The organism is Verrucomicrobiia bacterium (assembly GCA_019634625.1).
Lineage (GTDB): Bacteria > Verrucomicrobiota > Verrucomicrobiia > Limisphaerales > CAIMTB01 > CAIMTB01.
The window spans coordinates 146,258-165,873 of the sequence record JAHCBA010000007.1; the positions used below are offsets into that span (position 1 = coordinate 146,258).

Here is a 19,616-nt window from a genome sequence, read left to right on the forward strand (position 1 = left end):
CACCCCAAAACACCCCACGGTTGCGGCCTCGTGGAACTCCGCCCACCGATGCCACGGCTCGCGATGCCCGCACTTCTCCCGAGAACTCCGGGGTGCACGGAGCCGCCATGCCCGTCCTGTCCCGGCTCATCGGGAATCCGCAGGTCCCCCGGCTCCAGCGATCGTGTCGCCCACGCGAAAGAAGTCGAAGTCCGCGTATCCGCCCCGTGTCCGGGTCGCGTAGTTGAACAGCCCGAAGCGGTACCCCATGAAGTGCGGTATGGTGTAGCGCATCCGCAGTTCCTCCCCGATGGCGGTCCAGGTCTCGCCGTCCAGGCTGTAGAAAAACCGCGCCCGGTCCGCCAGATCCCGAAAATCGCACTCGACCCGGAGGAAGACCGTCTCCTGCCCAAGCGCCACCCGTTCCACCGTCGAGGCCGAACCCGAGGGCGCATGAACCATTTCGACGAACCGTAGTACGTGTCGCCGACGCGGATCATCGCCATGTCCGGAACGTCCGCCCATAGGATCGGATTGCCCGCCCGCCCGCCCGCCCGTCCGGTCCCGGCTGCGCACCTCCCAATACATCTGGTAACGCGCGTCGTGCAGCCGGAAGAACGGCACCAGCGCAACCCCGCCCGGCACGGCCGGCTCCACCGCCCCCTCCAGCCGGAAACAAAGCGGCCCGGCGGCGGGATCCGGCCGGACCTGCCGCGGCACTTCGGCCGGACCCGCCACCAGCACGGGCACCCGGTCCGGAGGAACCAGCGGCCCTCGCGCGACATGGCCCATGCGCGTGTCATCAGCCCGCAATCCCTCCAGATCCTCCGTGCCGGACGGTGCGGCCAGCACGATCGGGCCGTGCAGCAGGGCCACCCAGTTCGATCCGTCGGGCAGCCGTTCCACGGTCGTGCGCATGGGCAGCTCCACGTCGATGCGGTCCGCGTTCCGCCACTCGCGCCGGACCTCCGCGTAGGACGAGGGCACGGAACTCGTCGCGACGGGCTCCCCATTGATTCGCACCCGAAACGCCCCCGCCGCGACCCATCCCGGGTGCCGGATCCGGATCGCGAACGTGGCAGCCTGCTCCAGCCGCAGTTCCAGCCGGGTGCGCGGCTCGTCGGGAAACGTCGTCTCCTGCCGCAGCTTCAAACCCAGTCGGGGCACCGTGAGTTCCGATGGAACGAACAGGTTGACATGGAGGTCATCCCCGGACTCGGCGTAGATGAACGCGCCGTACCGCCCGGGATTCTCCATGCCGGTGCCCACGCAGCACCAGAAGGCCTGTCCCGGTTGCGAGTACACCCGGTAATGCGCCGGCCGGATCGGCGTGAAATACACATAGCCGGGCGTTCCCGGATGAATCGAGGCGAGGATGTGATTGTAAAGAGCCCGCTCGTAGTAATCCGCATACGCCGCCCGGGGCTCCGCCTGAAAGAGATGCTCCGTCAGCCGGAGCATGTTGTGGGTGTTGCACGTTTCCGGACCCTCGCGGTGCTCCACCATCCCCCGGAAATCCCGAGGGTCGTTGAAGTGTTCCGAAACGCTGTTTCCCCCGAAGGCCACCGTCCGCCGCCCGGTGACGTTCTCCCAGAAGTACCGGGCGCCCGCCATCCCCCGCGGGTCGCCGCTCAGCGTGGCGATCCGGGCCAGCCCGGTCACCTTGGGGATCTGCGTGTTGGCGTGCAGTCCCGTCAGCCGGTCCTCATGGCGCTGCAGCGGTTCGAGTACCGCCCGATGACCAAACCGCCGGGCGGCCTCCAGAAACCTCTCTTCGCCGGTGATGGCGTGCAGATCCGCCAGCACCTCGTTCATGCCTCCGTGCTCGGCTCGAAGCATCTCCTGCATCTGCTCCCCGGTCAGTCCGGAAACAACCCCCACACACCAGGTCCCCAGATGGACCAGCATGGCGCGCGCTCTTTGATTTCCGGCGATGACCCACGCGTCGCGCAGGCCGGCGAAGGTCTTGTGCAGGTTGTACCACGGCACCCACTTGCCGTTGAGCCCGAAGCCGTCGGCCTCGATGCGTCCCTCCGCAATGTCCCTCCACAGTTCACGTCCGCCCGGAACCCCGCCCAGATACCCGTCACCCGACGCCTGCTGGCACCGGTCCAACCCGGCGAGCATCGATTCCAAACGGCGACGCAGTTCGCCTTCGGGCGTGTCCGCTCCGGACGCCGTCATCGTCGCCAGCGCCGAGAGATAATGTCCGGCCGTGTGACCATCCAACCCGCCGCTCTCCCAGTTCCCGTACGACCTTGCCTTCGCCTCCAAACCCGCCTCCCGGAAGAAGGGCGCCAGCAGTCGATCCGGATCGAGGGCCAGCAGATAGTCCCGGTTGGCCTTCAATGCGTCCGCGAACGGCCCCCCCAGCACGCGCACCGAGGTCAATGGTGACAGCCTGGTGCGGGGAGTCTGGGCAGGGGCCTCCCCACCCGCGGAGAGTCCGGCGCACACGGCGGCCAACAGGAACACGGGGACAGGCAGCCGGAGAAGCGGTGTGATCTTCATAGCGCTTGATTCAAAGCGTCTTCGATTCCGCAGGAGTCGATGCGGCTTCCGACACCCAACGGACCGGGTCGCGTCGCTCATCCACGCTCAAGTGGCCCCGGCGATCAACCCATTATCCGGGAGCGAAAGGTCGTGGATCCGCAAGGCGGCGCAATCCGACCGGCATCACCGGGACGGGAGGCGAAAAACGTCGAACGTAGCACCACCCCACCCCGCCCGACGCGCGTCCACGCATCACCGAAAGCCGGCATCAGACCCGCCCGGGCGAAAGGGAGAAGCGCGACCCTCCGCGTGCGCGAGATCCGCGCAAATGCCATTGAAGCCACCGGAACAGCCATGCCCTAATCCAGCCGCATTCCGTCGTCCGGGACCGGACAGCCGGGAATACCCCGAGGTGTCCGGCATCGCCCGGGATACTCGAGTGTCCCGACGCATCCGGACCTGAACGAATCGAGATATGGATACGTTGCTTCAAGGAAGCGATTCCTGGTGGTACACTTGGGTTGTCATACCGATCGCGATCATGCTGGCACGCATCGCGGATCAGTCACTGGGAACTCTACGCGTGGTCTTTGTTGCCAAGGGCAACAAGTATCTCGCACCTCTGGTCGGGTTCTTCGAGTCCATCATCTGGCTGCTCGCCGTGAGCCAGATTCTCAAACACAAGGAGGTGAAGGTCGCCCGGGAGGGCGTGTTCAGACCCGGTGCCGGTCGACTGGCCATGCTCGGACTTGGATTGAGAAAGATGAAATAGTCGCGACCCTCCCGATGCCGCTCCCTCGCACTCCCCTTGACCTCGAACTTCGGTTCTCCGGAATCCGTCGGGAGGCCGCCGAAGGAGGGGATCTGCGTCCCGCCTTCGACGTGCATGTCGTGGATCACTCCCTGGCCAGTCCCGCCGGGATGGTGATGTCCCTCGCTCTTCCGAAGGATGTTCCCCTGGGCGGCGACCGTACGGGCACGTTCGAGGAGGCACAGGCCCGGTTCGCCCAGAATGCGTGGTCCGAGGGAGAGGCGCTCGACTTCGGTCGATGGCTCGCGGACTGGCTCTTCCCCACCCGCGAAGCCGAGATCCGGCGGACGTGGGAGAATCTGCGGTGTCGCGCGCTGCGGGAACACCGGCCGCTCCGTCTGTTCCTCACGTTCCCAGGGGACCTTGATCTCTCCTTCGATCCTGCCTCCGTGCCCTTCGAACTCCTCGCCTCGGACGGCGCCTTCGCCTTTCGCGCGGGCGGTTCGTCCGTCGTCCGGACGTTCACCGATCTCGAAGCGGAATCGTGGTCGTGGGAGCCAGGCACGAAGCTCGGGACCGTGTGGGCGAATACGGTCGCGTCCTCCGGGCTGCCGCTCCCGGCCGCCGTCTTCGAGGCGCACTGTGCCGCCGTCCGCGACGGCGCGACGGCACTGGGGGGAACGGCGCTGGACCCATGCAGCCGGGCTTCCCTGCCCGCTCTGCGCGCGTACTTCGCCGAGCACAGCCCCATCGACGTCGTGGCCTGCATCGCCCACGGGCAGCGCGGAGGCGGAAGGGTCTGGCTCCATGATCCCGGGAATCGAAGCGATCCCAACGATTCCGGGGAACCGGTATCGGCAGGCGATTTCGCCGCCGCATTCCGATCCGCCCGGGTTCGGGTTGCTTTCCTCTGGATCTGCCATGGGGGCGAGCGAAACCGCGAACTGGACGGACTGTCGGCGCAGTTGCTCAAGAACGGTCGCGTGGTGGCGGTGGTGGCGGCGCATGTGCCCGTGGACGCCGAGCGCAGCGTCACCCTCGCGCGCGCCATCTTCGACGCGGCCAGGAAGACCGCCCGATCGCTCGAGGAGGCGGTGAGCGACGCCCGGCGCAGCCTGCACTCGAGCGATCTCCAATGGGCGGCACCTGTGTATTACGCACGGCCTCTTCGTGGCGAAAGCATCTCGTTCGAGCAGCGCCTCCGCCAGAGCTTCGAAGAGATCCTCGAACGCGAGAAGGATCGGGCCTTCGTCCTCTCGGCGCCTGACCCGGTCCCGTACTTTCGCGGGCGGGAAGCCGACCTCGCCGAGCTGATCCGGCGGATGACCGCCCACCGCCTCGTCACCCTCACGGGCCTGCCCGGCATCGGAAAGAGCGAACTCGCGCGGGCGGCCGTCGCACGCCTGGAATCCGGCGGGCTCCTGGTCGAACGCGCCGTGTGGCTCTCCCTTCAATCCCTCACCTCGGTGAATGCCATCGTCGCCCGGGTCGCATCGGAACTCTTCCCGGAATCCAGGGATCTCGAAGGACCGTCAGCCCTATTTCGTGCCATGGGGAAGCTCCGGGTGTTGTGGATTCTCGACAACGCCGAGGACCTCATCGCCGCCGACCCGCACCGCCTCCGCCAGTTCCTCGCGCAGGCATTCGCCGCAGTACCCGGACTCCGATGCCTGCTCGCCAGCCGCCGGGAATCGGGGGACCTGGACGGTGTGACGGAGAACGTCCTCGACGTCGATGTCCTGCCGGCCGGTCACGCCCGCGAGGTCTTCCTGGCGATCGCCGGGCCAAGGCTCGACGACGACGAGGTTCGTTCCCCGGACCTGGAGGAGCTATTGAAGCTCCTGGACGGCCATCCGCGATCGATCGTCCTTGTGGCCGGCCAGGCGGGCAGAAGCTTTCCGATCCGTTCGCTCCTTCGAAGGGTGCGCGAGCACCGCGTGGACGCGGTCGAGGCGTACCAGATGCTGGGCGAGGCCGCTCCCGGCACGCTCGACGAACGACGTCTGCAGCGATCCCAGCGTCTCGTGGCCAGTCTCGACCTGGCCTACGACGCGCTCTCCTCCGCGTCCTCGCAGGCCGCCGATGTCTTCCGGTGGCTGAGTGTGTTTCCCGCGGGACTACCCTCGGCGCTGGCGCTTCCCATCTTCGGCGAGGAGGCGGCCGAGGCGGTCGCACTGCTGCGCCGGCACAGCATGATCCAGGTCGTGGGCGGCGATCGCCGGTTGCGCCTGCCGGCGCCCCTCCAGTGGTACGCCCACCGTGAGTGGAGCCGCCACCAGGATCCGCAACGCGACGCACGGCTGATCGCTGCGGCGGAAGCGCTGGCCCGATGGCTGGTGGGGCATCATTCTGCGAACCTAGGAGTTCCCCGACGCACTGGGATAGCACTGCGGACCGCCGGGGAGGATGGGCAGAATCTGAACGCCCTATTCATTCAATTTGCCGGCCTGAACACGGCCATGGCCTGCCGTGCCTGGCTGGCAGCGGACTCCGCCATCGAAGCCTGGGCGACGATCGAATTGTTTGCCGGCAGGGCTCAGGCGGCCTTGGATGCCGTTCAACGATGGCTTCAATGGTCCGGGATTCGCCTCCCGGCAGCAATCCGATCGATGGGCGATCTGGAAGCAGAGGGAGACCAACTCCAGGAGGCCGAGGTGTCTTACCGCGAGGCCTTGCGCATCTGTCGGCAGACCGAGGCCCGGCTTGACGAGGCCAACACGCTCCAAGCGCTGGGCAATCTACTGATGCGTCGGTCGCGGCTCCAGGAGGCCGAGCAGACGTACCTCGACGCCTTGGCGATCCACCAACAGATCGGGAACCCGATGGGCGTAGCCAATGCACTCCATGCACTGGGTGACCTAGAAGTCCGCAGGGCGCAGTTCCAAAAGGCCACATCGAACTACCGCCAGTCCCTGATCGTCTTTCGCCAGATTGGTGAGAGCCTCGGCGAGGCCAACACCCTTAGAGGACTGGGTGACCTCCAAGCGCGCAGGGCGCGGCTGGACGAAGCCGAATCAAACTACCGCAAGGCCCTTATCATCTTTCGCGATATTGATTACAGCATCGGCGAGGGCAATACCCTTAAGGCGCTGGGCGATCTGCTGGTGCGCAGAGATCGGCTTCAGGAGGCCGAGCAGACCTACCTCGACGCCTTGACCATCTTCCGGCAAATGGAATTCCGGCTCGGCGAGGCCAACACGCTCCAAGCACTGGGCGATCTGCAGGTGCGCGGGGACCGGCTCAAGGATGCCGAACAAAGCTACCGCGAGGCATTGCCCATCTTTCGGCAGATTGAGGCCCGACTCGGTGAGGCCAACACGCTCCGGGCACTGGGCGATCTGCAAGCGCGCAAAGCACGGCCCTGGGAAGCCGAGTTGAGCTATCGCGAAGCCTTGCCGATCTTTCGGCAGTTCGAGGACCGCCTTGGCGAGGCCAACACACTTAAAGTGTTGGGTGACCTGCACGCACACCGAGACCTAATCGAGCAGTCTGAGCGGAGCTACTGCGAGGCTTTGCCCATCTATCGCCAGGTTGAGGACCGGCTTGGCGAGGCCAACACGCTCAGGGCTCTCGGTGCTCTGCAGCTCCGCGACGACCGACTAGAGGAGGCCGAGCAGAACTTGCGCGAAGCCCTGCCCATCTATCGCCAGATCGAGGCCCGGCTCGGCGAGGCCAACACGCTCAGGACCCTCGGTGACCTGCAGGCGCGTAGGGCTCGGCTCCAAGAGGCCGAACAGCACTACCACGACGCCTTGGCCATCTATCGCCAGATCGCGGCCCGCCTCGGCGAGGCCAACACGCTCCAAGCGCTGGGCGATCTGCAGGTGCGCAGGGACCGGCTCCAGGACGCCGAGCAGAGCTACCGCGAGGCCTTGCCCATCTATCGCCAGATCGAGGACCGGCTCGGAGAGGCCAACACGCTCCTAGGCATCGCAAAGCTGACCCTCCGTCAGGGAAACCCCGGGTCGGCGTTCAATCGCTATCGGGAAGCCCTCGCCATTCAGGCAGCCATCGAGAGTCGCCTCGGAATGGCCGGCAGCCTTGGATACCTCGCCCGGGCGGCGGCGGCCGCGGGCGAGATCGACCGCGCGATCGTCCTCGGCGCATGGGCATGGAAAGGCCTCGCGGATCTCGAGGATGCGTTTGGGCAGGGACTGGCCCTGCGCGATCTGGCGCGAGCCCTCGCAATGAAGGATCCGCAGTCAGCCGTCGCCGCTCTCTACCTCTCCTGGACCAAAGCGAAAAGCATCGACGACCCGTCTGCTGGGGAACGTGGCCGGATCCTGGCCAATGAGATTCCGGATTTCGATCCGGAAAACCCAAACCCCATGCTGGTCGAGGAATGCGAAGCCCTGGTCGCCAACGCCGCCGCGGCAAGCCTGCAGGCCCTCCAGGACCGGGGCATCGATCCCCTGAGCCCGATGGACGAGACGATGGGACCGGTTGCGCCCCTATGATCCCCGAATACCACCGCATCGTCCTCCTCAGCGACCTGCACCTCACCCCGGCGGAGCGCCTGGGCAACTTCGCGGCCGGCCCGGCACTCGCCGAATTCACCCGGATCCAGGCGGAGGCGGCGAGGCGGGGCGAGGCGCTGGTGTTGGCCGGAGACATTTTCGATTTCCTCCTTATCGAGGATCGGCCGTTGAGCCTTCACCTCGCCACGGCGGCACGCCTGGCGGGCGAACTGATGAGGCGCCTGCGCTCGGAGACCGATTGGATGGAGCCGTGGCTCGCGGCCTTGCGCCAGTGGATCGACCGCGGAGGCCAGGTCGTCCTGCTGCCCGGCAACCACGATCTCGAATGGTTTCATCCGGACACGGACAAGGTCTGGCGCGACGCGCTCGGCGAGGCCGACGGCTTCTCCATCTGGCGGGACGCGGAACCGTGGCGGGCGGGATCGGGAGCGTGGGAGGTCATCGTCGGCCACGGTCATCGCGGGGACCCGCTCAATGACTGCGATCCCCGACGCATCCATGCCGCCCTCACGCGGGGCGAGGACTCCATCCCGCTTCCGCCGGGTTCCCAGTTCGTCCTGACCACGCTGCATGCCTTCAAGCGGGCGATGGATCCGCGGACCGGCCGAAGGAGGTTTCCGTTTCTGGACGCGCTCAAGCCGGAATACGCGACTCTCGCTCTGTTGTGGGCGCTCGATCCCCCGCTCTTCCGCCGGCATCTACCCGCCGGGTTCCGCCTAATACAGGCGGAAATCCTGCGGTCGCTGCTGCGCCGACTGCAGCCCCCCACGGTGCTTGGCGCGCAGGAACCGTCTGGACCGGCTCCGGAACCCAGGTCAACCGGGAGCGATTCCGGCGGACGGGAGGTCGAGCAGGGGTTCGAACAGGCGATGGCGGGCCTGATCGCGGATGGACTGCCGGACGGGGTCACCAAGGCCGTCCTCGAAGCGGAGATGTCGGCGCTGTTCCGGGGTGACGAACCGGCACTCCATGGAACCCTCGCCGCCGCCGCCGGATCGATCGGTCGCGCCCGTCGCTGGATGTTCCGCGGGTGGCTGCGGCAGGTTCGGAAGAGCGTTGCGGCCTTCTTCAATCCCACCGAATTGTCCGCCGCAGACCGCGCGGTGGTCGATGCCTGGCTGCCAGAAAGCCTGCCGCGCGAGACGCAGCGCGTCGTCGTCTGCGGCCACACTCATGCGGCCCGATCGTGGGCGCGGGAAGACACGCCGCACCACTACCTCAATACCGGCACTTGGACGAACCTCCTCCAGCTCGATCCGGCCGACGAATCGGATGCCGCAATCGACGCCCTGTGGAAATCCTTCGAAGGCGGCCACCTGCCTTTCCATTGGCGCCTGACCTGGGCTGAGATCACCCCCCAAGGTCCGGTATTGCGGGACGCCCCGGGCGCGATCGCTCCGCCCGCTCCCACCTGACGAAGAGCCTGGCATCCGGTGCGGACTAGTGGACGCCCTGTCACGCGGAGGACTCCCGGTCGTTTCCTCATCGACGCAGACCTGCCCCGGTCCGCCCGGTCCGCCGACGGAGCGGCGCGGTCATCAAGCGGTGGATGGGGGGGACCAACGCTACCCGCGTCCCCGCCGCCTCAAACCCGCCAGCACCAGCAACCCCGCCCCGAACATCAGTGCGACCCGTGAGGGCTCCGGAACAAAGGTCAGACTCCAGGATTCCAACTGCGCAGTGCCCCCCGGCATCAGGTCCGCCACGAACAGCGTCCACTTTCCGTCGTAGGTCTCCAGCGCAAAGAACGATGCCAGATCCGTGTCCCGCGGGTCGGTGTCCAGGACCCCATCCGGATCCGTGCTCCGCCCGTCTGGCGACCACATCCCGGTCAATGGGCCGCCCAGCGGAATCCCGTGGTCTCCGTTCAAGACCAGACGGTAGTTGTGAACGTCGGGCAAATCGCCATCCGCCGAGAACGTCACCGCCAGACCGTTGTCCTTGTACCCCTCCCCGTCCTCAACGCGCCGCCCCGGCCGGTTCAAGAGGACCACCATGGCGTCCACTTCCCCACCCACCCCCTCATGCGACAGCGTCACGTACAGGTCCCCGCTCAACATCCCGTCCTCGTCGCGCCCCCGGATCGATAACCCCACCGTGAACGGCAGCCCGGGTGCGATCCCGCCGAGGGTCCGGACGTCGGCGAGGCCCGCCGGATTGCCATCCGGCACCGCCCGGTCCACCTCGAAGAACATCATCTGGGCACGGCCTTTCGCCGCGCCAAACCCCAGCAGCCCGACGACCGCCAGACCACCAACCAGGCATGTATTGAGTTTCATCGTGAGATTGAGGTTCCAGGCATTCCGTCCTCACCGAAGCGCACGCACCGCCGGCCCGGGCGCCGGCGTGTACTCGATCGCCCGGTAAAACGCCGCCACCGGAGGCGGCTCTTCATGCACAAAGGTGAACCGCCCGTTCGCATCCGCCGTGCGCACCCCGATCGTGTGCCACACCGGGGCCAGCAGGCTGCTGGCCGTCTGCAACGCGTACTGCCGTCCCGGAATACCCGCCATGCGCAACGCCACCCGCCCGTCCGCCTCCACCGTCAGCCCGAGAATGTTCAGGCTCAATCCGCCGTCCGGATCCTCGACGATCACCCGCACCCGTCCCGTCGCCTCCGCCTCGCCGTCCGTGATCGTGTACGTGAACTCGTCCGGCTGATCCTCACCCGGCGGCGGCGTGTAGGTGATCCATCCCTCGCTGCGCCGGATCGTCCCGCCCCCGGCACTCGTCGCCGCAACGCCGACCAGATGCACGGTGTCCCCGTCCGGATCCGTATCGTTGACCAGCAGTCGGCTCTCCCGCATCCGCCCCGGCTTGCCCGGAGGTCGGCTCAACACGTCCGTTCCCGCCACCGGAGGCCGGTTGCCCCCCTCGACCACCACCTGAAACGCACTCGTGGTCGCCAGTGGCGGCACCCCCGTATCCCGTGCTTCCACCTCCACCGCGTGAACCGTCCCCCGATGCGCCGGCCCCGTCGCCCACCGCACCACGCCCGCACCGTCCAGCGTCAAGCCCACCGGACCCTGCCGCAACCGCCAGGTGATCGGGTCGCCGTCCGGATCGCTGGCTCGCAACGCCACCCGCAACTCGCTCCCCGGCGCCACCCGCTGCTCCGATACCGGCTCGATCACCGGCGCCCGGTTCGCCAGCCCGACCCGCGTCGTGGTGTGGGCCGACACCGGCGGGAGTTCCCGGTTCCCCGCCGCGTCGCGCGCCACGCTGTAGAAGGCGTACCGACGCCCCATCTCCCCCGCAAAGATCCCGCTCGTCGCCGTCGTCTCCACCCGCCACGGCAGGAACGGACCGTCGTCCGTCGAAACGAACACATCGAAGGACAGCGGCCCTGGCCGGTCATCCGTCCCCGACCAACGCACCGCAAACTCCAGCCCGACCTCCGCCGGCAGTGTCGCCACCCGGCTCGTTGGAGCCTCCCGATCCAGCCCCGCCACCGGCTCATACACCAGGGTGTACGAACCGCCCAGATCATGGTCGAACAGATGCACCCGGTTCTCCCGGATCGGACGCCGCCCCAACCCGATGAAGGTCCGGTCGGTCTGCCAGAAGTTCTCCGGCGCCAGCATCGTCCCGTCGCCGCGTCGCACCCCGGCCAGCCGCACCGGCAAGGCACCCGTCGCCCCCGCCGGATCCGGGAAGCGCATGTACACAAATCCCTCCGGCACCACCATTTCCACCGCCACCTCGCCGCCCTCCCCGCCCGGCACCCCGAGCGGCATGGCCTCCAGACCCACGCTCACCGGCGCGGTCGTCCCGTCGCTCAACCACACCGTGTCCGGCAAATCCTCCAGGTCCGGAATCCCGTTGATCAGGAAATCCGGCCGCCCGTCCTCGAACGGCCCCGGAGCCGCCACCATCCGGATCATCTCGTGGATGCCCACCTCCTGGATCAACGACAACCGCCGCCCCGCAATGGCATCCAGGTGCTCGAAGGTGGCGCTGTAATCGATGAACAACCCCTGCAGCGAGCTGGTGAACAACCACCGCCCAATCACGTTCCCGCCCGGCGCGATGTTCCCGAAATTCGCCGTCAACGACGGGCTCAGAGTCTCCCCCGCCACCTCGGTCCCGATCAGGTTGAAGTCGATCAGCAAACCCTTCTCGTTCTCCACAATCTGCGGCTGACCCGACGTGATCCGGAAGTTCCGGGCCTCGCCACGCCCCAGGTTCCGCACCATCACCCCCAGCGAATACGGAATCGCCGGCTCGATCTCCTCCGTGAACGGATCGTCGCTGAACACATCCCGCTGATGGAAGTAGTCCACATACAGTTCCGGGCCCGGATGCACCGTGATCGGCACGTCCGCCAGCGGCACCCGCACCCGCGTCCCGTTCTGCGTGTAACTCAACGTCCCGCCCACGAGATACACCGTCGGCCCCTCCGGCGCCGCATCCAGCGTCGGAATCAAAATCCACGTCGCCGAGCCCGCGGATTGCGGGGCAATGACTCCGCCCCCGTCCACCCCGGTGATGCCGTCCAGTATGGGTGCCCGCACGCCGAAGAGTTCGGATGCCAGAACCCCTTCGCCGTCCCCAATCGACAGTTCGACGCCAACTTCCGTGAGGGACTCCGCCGTGCCATTGTCCACCTCCAGCGTAGCGCGAAACGCATCGCGGGTGGTCACAGCATCCTGCTCAATCCGTAACCGGACGCGGGCACACACACCCTCATCCTCGGATTCCGGCGGAATCGACGCGACTCCCGCGTTCAACGCCTCCCGCCTTTCGCCACTGGCACGGCTGGCGACGCGCCGATCCTCGCATTTCCATCGCTCAAGCAGGGTGCCTGGCTGGATGATGATCCCTCCCCCTCCACCATCCTCTCCACGCCTGCGTATCAACCCGGGAGTCGGGGCAAGGCTTGGGCAACACTCCTTCAATGCCGTCGCCGCGCCGCTGCCGCTGGGACTCTTGGCCAGATCGTAGATGGCACACAGGCAACCCAGATTGACATGAAACAACGCCGCGCATGAACAGATCGCGTCCAGGACGTTGCGGCTGATGATGCCTCTGAAACACGCGTAGTAGTCGAGAAGCCACATTGGGATCTCGAAGGATCGCCATATGCCGTCCGGACCACAGTAGTACTGGTACAGCACGGTAACCTCTGGGAACGAACAGTCATCGTCCGCCTCCCCTGCCGCAATCCGCAGCCCGCCCGGCGCCCCGGCGTCCGCCTCTCTCGAAAGCAACACGGGCACCCCGATGCTGCTGCGCGCCGGAATCTGACCGACAATCTCGATGAGCGGTGTCACTCGGAATCCACGCCCGGGTCGGATCACAAAGTGAACGTCGTTGGCAGCGATCAAGCCATGATTTGTCAGTGTCAGTTCAATGACCTTCTCCTCGCCAGGCCCGAGGAAATCCACAATGACAGGAGGATCGGCCGTGATGATGGGCACGGGAATAAAGGTCTCGAACGTGCTCTCAATGGTAAGGCGCGTCCGATCTTCCACTTCAGTCGGCTCGACCTTCCACCGATGCTTCACCAATTCGCGCCCGACAAAGGCCCGCACCTCGCGGACCGAACCCGCGTCGATCAGAGCGGTCGTCCGGAAGGTCGCATGATCCGGCGCCACCACCTCGACCGCATGGTAGCCTTCCGGCAACCCTGTGAACAACACCTCACCGCTGTTGTCACTGAGACCCCGATGCAACACCTCCCCCGTGAACGCATCCGTGACCGTCACCGTGGCGTTGGTCACCGGCGGATTCCCCTCGGCGTAGTAGGTGTACTCGTCCACCACCCGCACCAACAGGTCGCCCTTCAGCTCGCTCAGGCACCGGAACGTGAAGGGCACGCGGAGATGGGTGGCGGAACCGTTGAGGGCCAGGTGGCCCGTGTACGGTCCGAACGGCAGATCGGCGGCGGGTGACAGGAGGAGCGTGACGGTGTTGCTGGCGCCGGGCGCCAGGGAAGGCATCGGGTTCGGACTGGCCAGCCGCAGCCAGGCTGCCTCCGGCAACGACACCGACAGCGGACCGGTGTCCGCCCGACCTTCGTTGATGACCGTGAACTCCACCGCCCGCTGGCCGCCCCGGACCATCCCAGCAACCAGTTCGTCCGGCTCGGTTCGCAACCGGGGGCGCAACGGCTCCACGGTCACGGTCATCGGCAGGTCGTGCGTGGTCCCTTCGGCCGTGGTGACCCGCAGGGTTCGCTCCGCGGTCTGGGGACCCATCGCCGCCCCTCCCGACAGGAAGCCCGCGGTCAGCGTGTAGTGGGCTTCAATGAAGTGCAGCCCCGGCAATCCCGCGCCACTCAAGGTGACCGTTCCGCTGAGTTCACCGCCCTCGCCCAGGATCGCTCCGGACAGCCCGGTCAGCGGGACGTCGCTCAGGTTCCGCAACCGGACATGCCCCGCCACGCTGCTGCCTTCGTCGATCCGGACTTCGAGGAACGGCGGCTCGAAGGCGGCGCCGTACAGGGTGAAGGCGTCCTGGGGCGTCGCGGTCTTCTCCCCGCCGCGCGCGGCGCCAACCGTGTAGTGCCCGGCCTCACCCGGGAGCGGTCGGAAGACCATGCTGAAATGCCCGCTGGCATCGGTGATCGCCGAGAGGACCCGCCGGAACTCGCGCAGGTGCAGATGAACATCGACCCGCTTTCCAACCGCCGGCTGTCCGCCCGGGGTGAGGGCCCACCCGCTCAACGGCACCGGGGTTCCGGCCGGTGCGGTGCGACCCGGGAGATCGACCTGCACCGTCGCCGTGAAGTCCGACTCGACCCGGATCGGCACGGCGGCAATGCGCGTGTTGTTGGTCTCGTCGAGTTCCTCCACGGAGTCCTCGACATCCGCGGTCACCACCACCCAGTAGTCGCCCACTTCGGTGAAGACATGGCTCGGCACGGTCTGCGCGAAGGACAACCCCGGCGCGAAGCCGTCGCCGGAAGGGGTCAGGTCGAAGTTCCCGATCAGCAGATCGTCCCCGACCAGCGCGTCGCGGGACAGAAACACACGCTGGACGAACCGGCCGCGGGCCGGGGCCACGCCCTGGTTGGCCACGCGGAAGGTCAGGTTCGCCCGTTCCCCCACCAGGGCCGTCGCCGGACCGAACACCTCGGATATCACCAGGTCGGGCAGGTCGGCGTCGGTGACGGTCAATCGCGCCTGCCCAGGCGTGTACCCGTCCGCCCCGGCCGTCACCGTGACCGACCGGCTTCCGTCCGGCACGCCATCCTCGAGAGTCACCACCGTGAACACAGCCGAGTCCGCCCCGTCGGGAATGACCACCTCGACCGGCACCATCGCCTCGGCGGTGTCACTCGAAGTCAGCAACACCAACAGATCTCCATCCGTGCCGGTGTTGCGTCGGACGGTTCCGACGGTGGTCGAACCCTCCCGCACCACCGGGTCGGCGAGCGCGACGCTCAAGGTCGGCCCATCGTCGTCGGTCACGGTCACGGCAACGGTGACGGGCGTCCCGATTTCCTGGGCCGTTCCGCTCACCCGGGCCACCGCACTCAAGGTCACGGTCTGGGGCGGCCCGACTTCGGTGTTGTCGAGGGCGGCCACCGGCACGGAAGCCACCACATTGAAGGCGGGGATGGTCACGCTGGGAGGCACCTGCACCAGGTCCGGCCGGTCGGACGACAGGGCCACGGACAAGTCCCGCGACGAACCCACCGATCGACGCACCGTGAGGATTGCTGCCTGCACGCCCGCCCCTTCGCTGAAGGTTTCCGGCGTGACCGTGAGTTCGAGCTCGGGCACATCGTTGTCCACCACGGTCAGGGTCGCGCTTCCCGTGGTGTGGCCGGGAGCGGAGGCGAGCAGGGTGTAGGTCTGGGTGCCTTCGACCAGCGAATCGTCCACCGCATACACCGTGAAGGTGGCCTCGGCCATGCCCGCGGGAATGGGGACCGGGCCCGGCAGGATCACCTGCGAAGGGTGCGACGCGCTGAAGTTCACCGTGACCGCCTCTCCACTGGACCCCGTCCGGAACACCGTTCCCGCCGCCGCCTCGCCTTCGATCACTTCGACCGGATCCAGCATCACCAGCAGGGCTGGAAGATCCACGTTGCGCACCACGAGATCGGCGGTGGCGGTGCGATGTCCGGACGCCGCAGCCGTGATCGTCACCGATGCGTCCGGGCCCGGAACGCCATCGGGCACCACGGTGAACGCCACCGGAATGGAACTCTGCCCGACCTCGAAACGCACGGTCGCCGGCACGCCAAGGCGGTCGGGTTCCGAGGAGGTCAGCAGAACGTCCAGCGGAACGGCCGTCGTCGAGTTGCGGCTCAACAGGGCACTCACCTGGGGCGGACTGACATCCTCGCGCACGTCGGTCACCGCCAGACGCAGCCCCAGCACCGCCGCCACCTCGAACGTGGCGCTGAGGCCGAGGTTGTTCGCCTCGTCCCCCTCCACCACCACTCCCTCGTCATCCACCCGCACCGCGATCCGGTACGTGCCGGCCCCCACCGAACCCGGGAGCGTTGCCACGGCCGTCTGGTCCCAAACCTCGCCGGGCATCCTCGGAGGGGTGTTGGGCACGCGGACCAGCGGCGCACCCAGCGTGGATCCCCCCGGCGTCGCGAGATGAATGGCCGCGCCAAACCCGGCCGGGGCCGGGCCCGACCCGCCGTTGGTGAGCTGGTAGCCAATCTCGAACGGCTCACCCGGCACAACCAACGCGGGCGCAGTCACCAGGGACACCGACAAATCCGGCAGCGGCGGCAAAGTCAGCGTGAACGGCGCCGAGGCGAGGTTGTTCTCGAAGGTGGCCTCCGGCTGAACCGAACCCGCGTTGACCCGCACCACCAGATGATACGCACCCGCCGGCAGATCCCCGGCCAACGGCAGGGTCACGCCAACGCGCCGCACATAATGATCCCCCGCCCCCAGCGAAGCGGGCCCGGCCACCGTCTTCAACACCCGCGCCCCCGCAGGATCGCCCGGCGTCGTGGTGAAAAGGATGGCGTCCTGCCACAGGGCCGAGGTCGGCGCCGATCCGAGATTGTTCACCCGCCACTCGACTTCGATGTCCCCGCCCGCAACGCCACCCGCTGCGGACAATTCCAGGGCCTCCACTTCGAGATCCACCGCATGAACCAGGATCGGGCCGACGGCGATGGTCCAGTTGTTCGCCTCGGCACCCGCCTCGAACACCGTGTCGTCCGCATCCACATGCACCACCAGCCATTGGTTCCCGGCCAGCCCGGACGGCAGAAGGACCGACCGTTCGTGGTTCTGAAAGGCATGGGGCCCGAGATCGTTCGGCACATCCACCCAGCCGAGAAAACGGTCCTCCCCGATCGCGGCATCGCCCGACAGGTACAATCCATCCCGCCGCAACCCGCTGAGCGGATGCGGACTCCGGTTCTCGACCGTCCACCGGACCGTGATGGCCGTGCCCGCCAACGCCGATTCCGGCCCGACGATCTCAACCGCCACCAGGTCTGCGGGCGTGCTCGGGTGATGCACGACCCGCCGAACCGCGTCGCGCGCAGCCCCCGAGGCGGTGAACACCGTCACCCGCAGGTCCAATTCGCCGGACGCCAGACCCGCCAGCGTGCCATCCCACATCCACCCGTCCGCAGCCGACTCATCCTGCCCCAAGGGAGTCCACGGAGTCTCCCCCACCGTCCTGACGGAAAACTCCGCCCGGACGATCCCCTCCTTGTCGGCTGCCGTGACCGCCAACCGCAGCGAACCGCCGTAAAGAACCTGCCCGTCTTCCAACGCCTCGCCGTTCGCCGTGAACGTCACGATCACCGGCGGGATCCGCAGGGTGCGCGACGTCTCGGCCGGCCACCACGCATCGTTCCCATCCTGTCGCGCCAGCAGCGTCGTCGAGCCGCCCTGCAGGACGTGCAGCAGGTTCCCCTCCAGCGCCGCCACCTCCGGATCCCCTCCGAGAAAGCGGACCGGCAACCCGCTCGAGGCCGTGGCCGCCAGCGGAATGACCAGCGCCTCGACCGGCGGCGCCGGGAAGTCCACCGTCTGCGACTCCCGAACCGCAGACACGGACACCACCGCCGGATCCGTGCCGCCGCTGACGTTCACCGTGGCCACCGCAAAATGCCGCCCGGTCACCGCCTCGAGCGTTCCCACCACCGCACGGGACTGCGAAGTCACTGCCAGGGGTGTCCGGCCGGACACCTGATCGAACGGCGTCAACCCATCGAACACAGCGTACTCCCGAACCAGCGCCCCGGGCGAAACCGGATTCCATGCCAGCCACACCGAACCGCCCTCGACTTCCAGTCGGACCCCGGTCGGATTCGGCAGCCAGGTCGCGGCCACCAGCGTCGTCCCGTCACTCTCCCTCCCGAAAATGTCCAGTGTGGCCATGCGCAGCGTATAACCGGTGGCCGGCGTCAGCCCATCGAACTCATACGAGGTCGCGTCCGGCGGAATCTGGACCGGGATGCCGCCCGCCCCGAGATACAACCGAAACGCCGCCAGAAACTCGCCCGCATCCCCCGGCGGCGCCCAGGTGAAGGACAGCCGGTCCGGCCCGCTCACCACCGCCAGCCCGATGACTTCCCCCACCCCGCCAATCGAGGCCTGGGCGGAGGAGGATCGCACCGTCGCATCGAAGTTCCCCAGTGCATCCTCCGCAACCACCGCAAAGTGAAAGATCCCGCTCCCCGCCAGTCCGGTCACGGTGAAGCGCTGCATCCCGGCCGGAACGAACCCCCACGGTTCGAGTGTGGAAACGTTGTCGAAGAACGCCGATCCCACATGGATCCGGTACCGGACCACATCGTTCTGCGCCGCCTCGTTGTAGTGGCTCCAGTCCAGATCCACCGCGCCGAAGGCCGACCGGGACGTCGCCACCGCAAATCCGCTCCCCAATCCCGTGACGGGCGCCGGTATCAGGGCATCCGGAACCACCAGCGAAACCTCACGGGATACCACCTGCCTGTCGGGCGGTCCGTTCTCGATCAGGATCGAGATCTCACGCGACACCAGTTGCGGCAACAACACATACCCCGCCGCATACCGCACGACCGGGTCGAAGTTTCCCAGCCCATCGACGGGCACCACGGCGAAGTAATGGTCCCGGAACGCCCCCAATCCCTCCAGCACCACGGACGCCGTTCCAGCCGGAACCGACCGCACCGGAACCATCCCGCTCACGGTCGCGATCGGTCCCGTCTCGGACCGATAGATGTCGAACCGGACGATGTCCCCCACTGCCCACTGGTTGTAGGCACTCCAGTCGAGAGTGGCCTCACTGCCGTCCGCTGACATGCTGACGGCCAGACTCTCGATCCTTGGCGGCGGCTCCGGCGTAGCCACCACCAGACTGTTCTCCCGCGAAATCACCTGGGCCACCCATTCCGCCGGCCCGTTGTTCACCAGCAGCGACACCTCCCTCGATAGTACCTGCGGCGTGAGCACATACGCCGCCGCATACCGCACGGAACTGTCGTACCCGCCGAGCGCATCCACCGCCACCACCGCGAAATAGTGGTCTTTGAAGGCCGTCAGTCCCGTCAGCGTCGCCTGCGTCACCCCCCCGGGCACGGCAAGCACCGGAGTCCGGTTGGTGACACTCCCGAACGGCCCGTCCTCCGAGTAATAGATGTCGAACCGGACAATGTCCCCCACCAACCACTGATTGTAGGCTCCCCAATCGAGCGTCACCGTCTCTCCCGTCGGCGAAACGGTCATCGCCACCCCGGTCACCTGCGGGGGCACCTCGTAGGTCGCCACCACCAATCCGACTTCCCGCGAAATGGCCTGGGCGATGTCCGACCTTCCGTTCTCCACCGCGATCGAGACCTCCCGTGACATCACCTCGCGGATCCCCGACGTCGCATCGCCCCCCACCAGCACTGACACCTCCCGCGAGACCAGTTCCTTCACATGCACCGCCGGCTGTGCGCCCACCCCGGGTCCGGCCATCAGCCAGCCCAGTGCCAAAGCCAGGAACGGTACCCG

At 67.2% G+C, this 19,616-nt stretch carries 6 protein-coding genes and 1 pseudogene; 3 read left to right on the plus strand and 4 right to left on the minus strand.

Features of this window, described 5'->3' with window-relative positions:
- Window positions 1-126: 126 nt before the first annotated feature.
- Both KF833_06355 and KF833_06360 read right to left on the minus strand, forming a co-directional pair.
- Window positions 127-567: a hypothetical protein gene (locus tag KF833_06355; protein ID MBX3744916.1), complete on the minus strand. Its 441-nt coding sequence runs from the start codon at window positions 565-567 to the stop codon at window positions 127-129.
- Window positions 541-2,571 (minus strand): annotated as a pseudogene (locus tag KF833_06360) (glycoside hydrolase family 127 protein). Before KF833_06360 ends, KF833_06355 begins: the two are co-directional and overlap by 27 nt.
- Window positions 2,572-2,947: 376 nt before the next feature.
- Here KF833_06360 and KF833_06365 point away from each other — a divergent pair.
- From KF833_06365 to KF833_06375, 3 genes are read left to right on the plus strand one after another with little or no spacing between them, the layout of a single operon-like run.
- The gene (locus KF833_06365) at window positions 2,948-3,244 is read left to right on the plus strand and encodes a hypothetical protein (GenBank protein ID MBX3744917.1); all 297 of its coding nucleotides are present in this window, start codon (window positions 2,948-2,950) and stop codon (window positions 3,242-3,244) included.
- A gap of 14 nt (window positions 3,245-3,258) precedes the next feature.
- The gene (locus tag KF833_06370; GenBank protein MBX3744918.1) at window positions 3,259-7,680 is read left to right on the plus strand and encodes a tetratricopeptide repeat protein; all 4,422 of its coding nucleotides are present in this window, start codon (window positions 3,259-3,261) and stop codon (window positions 7,678-7,680) included.
- Complete coding sequence (locus KF833_06375) at window positions 7,677-9,116, plus strand: metallophosphoesterase (GenBank protein ID MBX3744919.1); 1,440 nt, start codon at window positions 7,677-7,679, stop codon at window positions 9,114-9,116. Before KF833_06370 ends, KF833_06375 begins: the two co-directional genes overlap by 4 nt.
- 150 nt (window positions 9,117-9,266) lie before the next feature.
- Here the strand turns inward: KF833_06375 and KF833_06380 are convergent, their stop codons facing one another.
- Both KF833_06380 and KF833_06385 read right to left on the minus strand, forming a co-directional pair.
- A complete protein-coding gene (locus tag KF833_06380; GenBank protein MBX3744920.1) occupies window positions 9,267-9,980 on the minus strand; it encodes a PEP-CTERM sorting domain-containing protein in 714 nt (237 codons plus the stop codon).
- Window positions 9,981-10,010: 30 nt separating this feature from the next.
- Window positions 10,011-19,598 carry a cadherin-like domain-containing protein gene (locus KF833_06385; GenBank protein ID MBX3744921.1) on the minus strand — a complete coding sequence of 3,196 codons (9,588 nt, stop codon included), beginning with the start codon at window positions 19,596-19,598 and terminating at the stop codon, window positions 10,011-10,013.
- Window positions 19,599-19,616 lie beyond the last annotated feature (18 nt).

Coding starts and splice junctions, on each gene's coding strand:
- KF833_06370 (MBX3744918.1), top strand. CDS start 3,259: ATGCCGCTCCCTCGCACTCCCCTTGACCTCGAACTTCGGTTCTCCGGA.
- KF833_06375 (MBX3744919.1), top strand. CDS start 7,677: ATGATCCCCGAATACCACCGCATCGTCCTCCTCAGCGACCTGCACCTC.
- KF833_06380 (MBX3744920.1), bottom strand. CDS start 9,980: ATGAAACTCAATACATGCCTGGTTGGTGGTCTGGCGGTCGTCGGGCTG.
- KF833_06355 (MBX3744916.1), bottom strand. CDS start 567: ATGTATTGGGAGGTGCGCAGCCGGGACCGGACGGGCGGGCGGGCGGGC.
- KF833_06365 (MBX3744917.1), top strand. CDS start 2,948: ATGGATACGTTGCTTCAAGGAAGCGATTCCTGGTGGTACACTTGGGTT.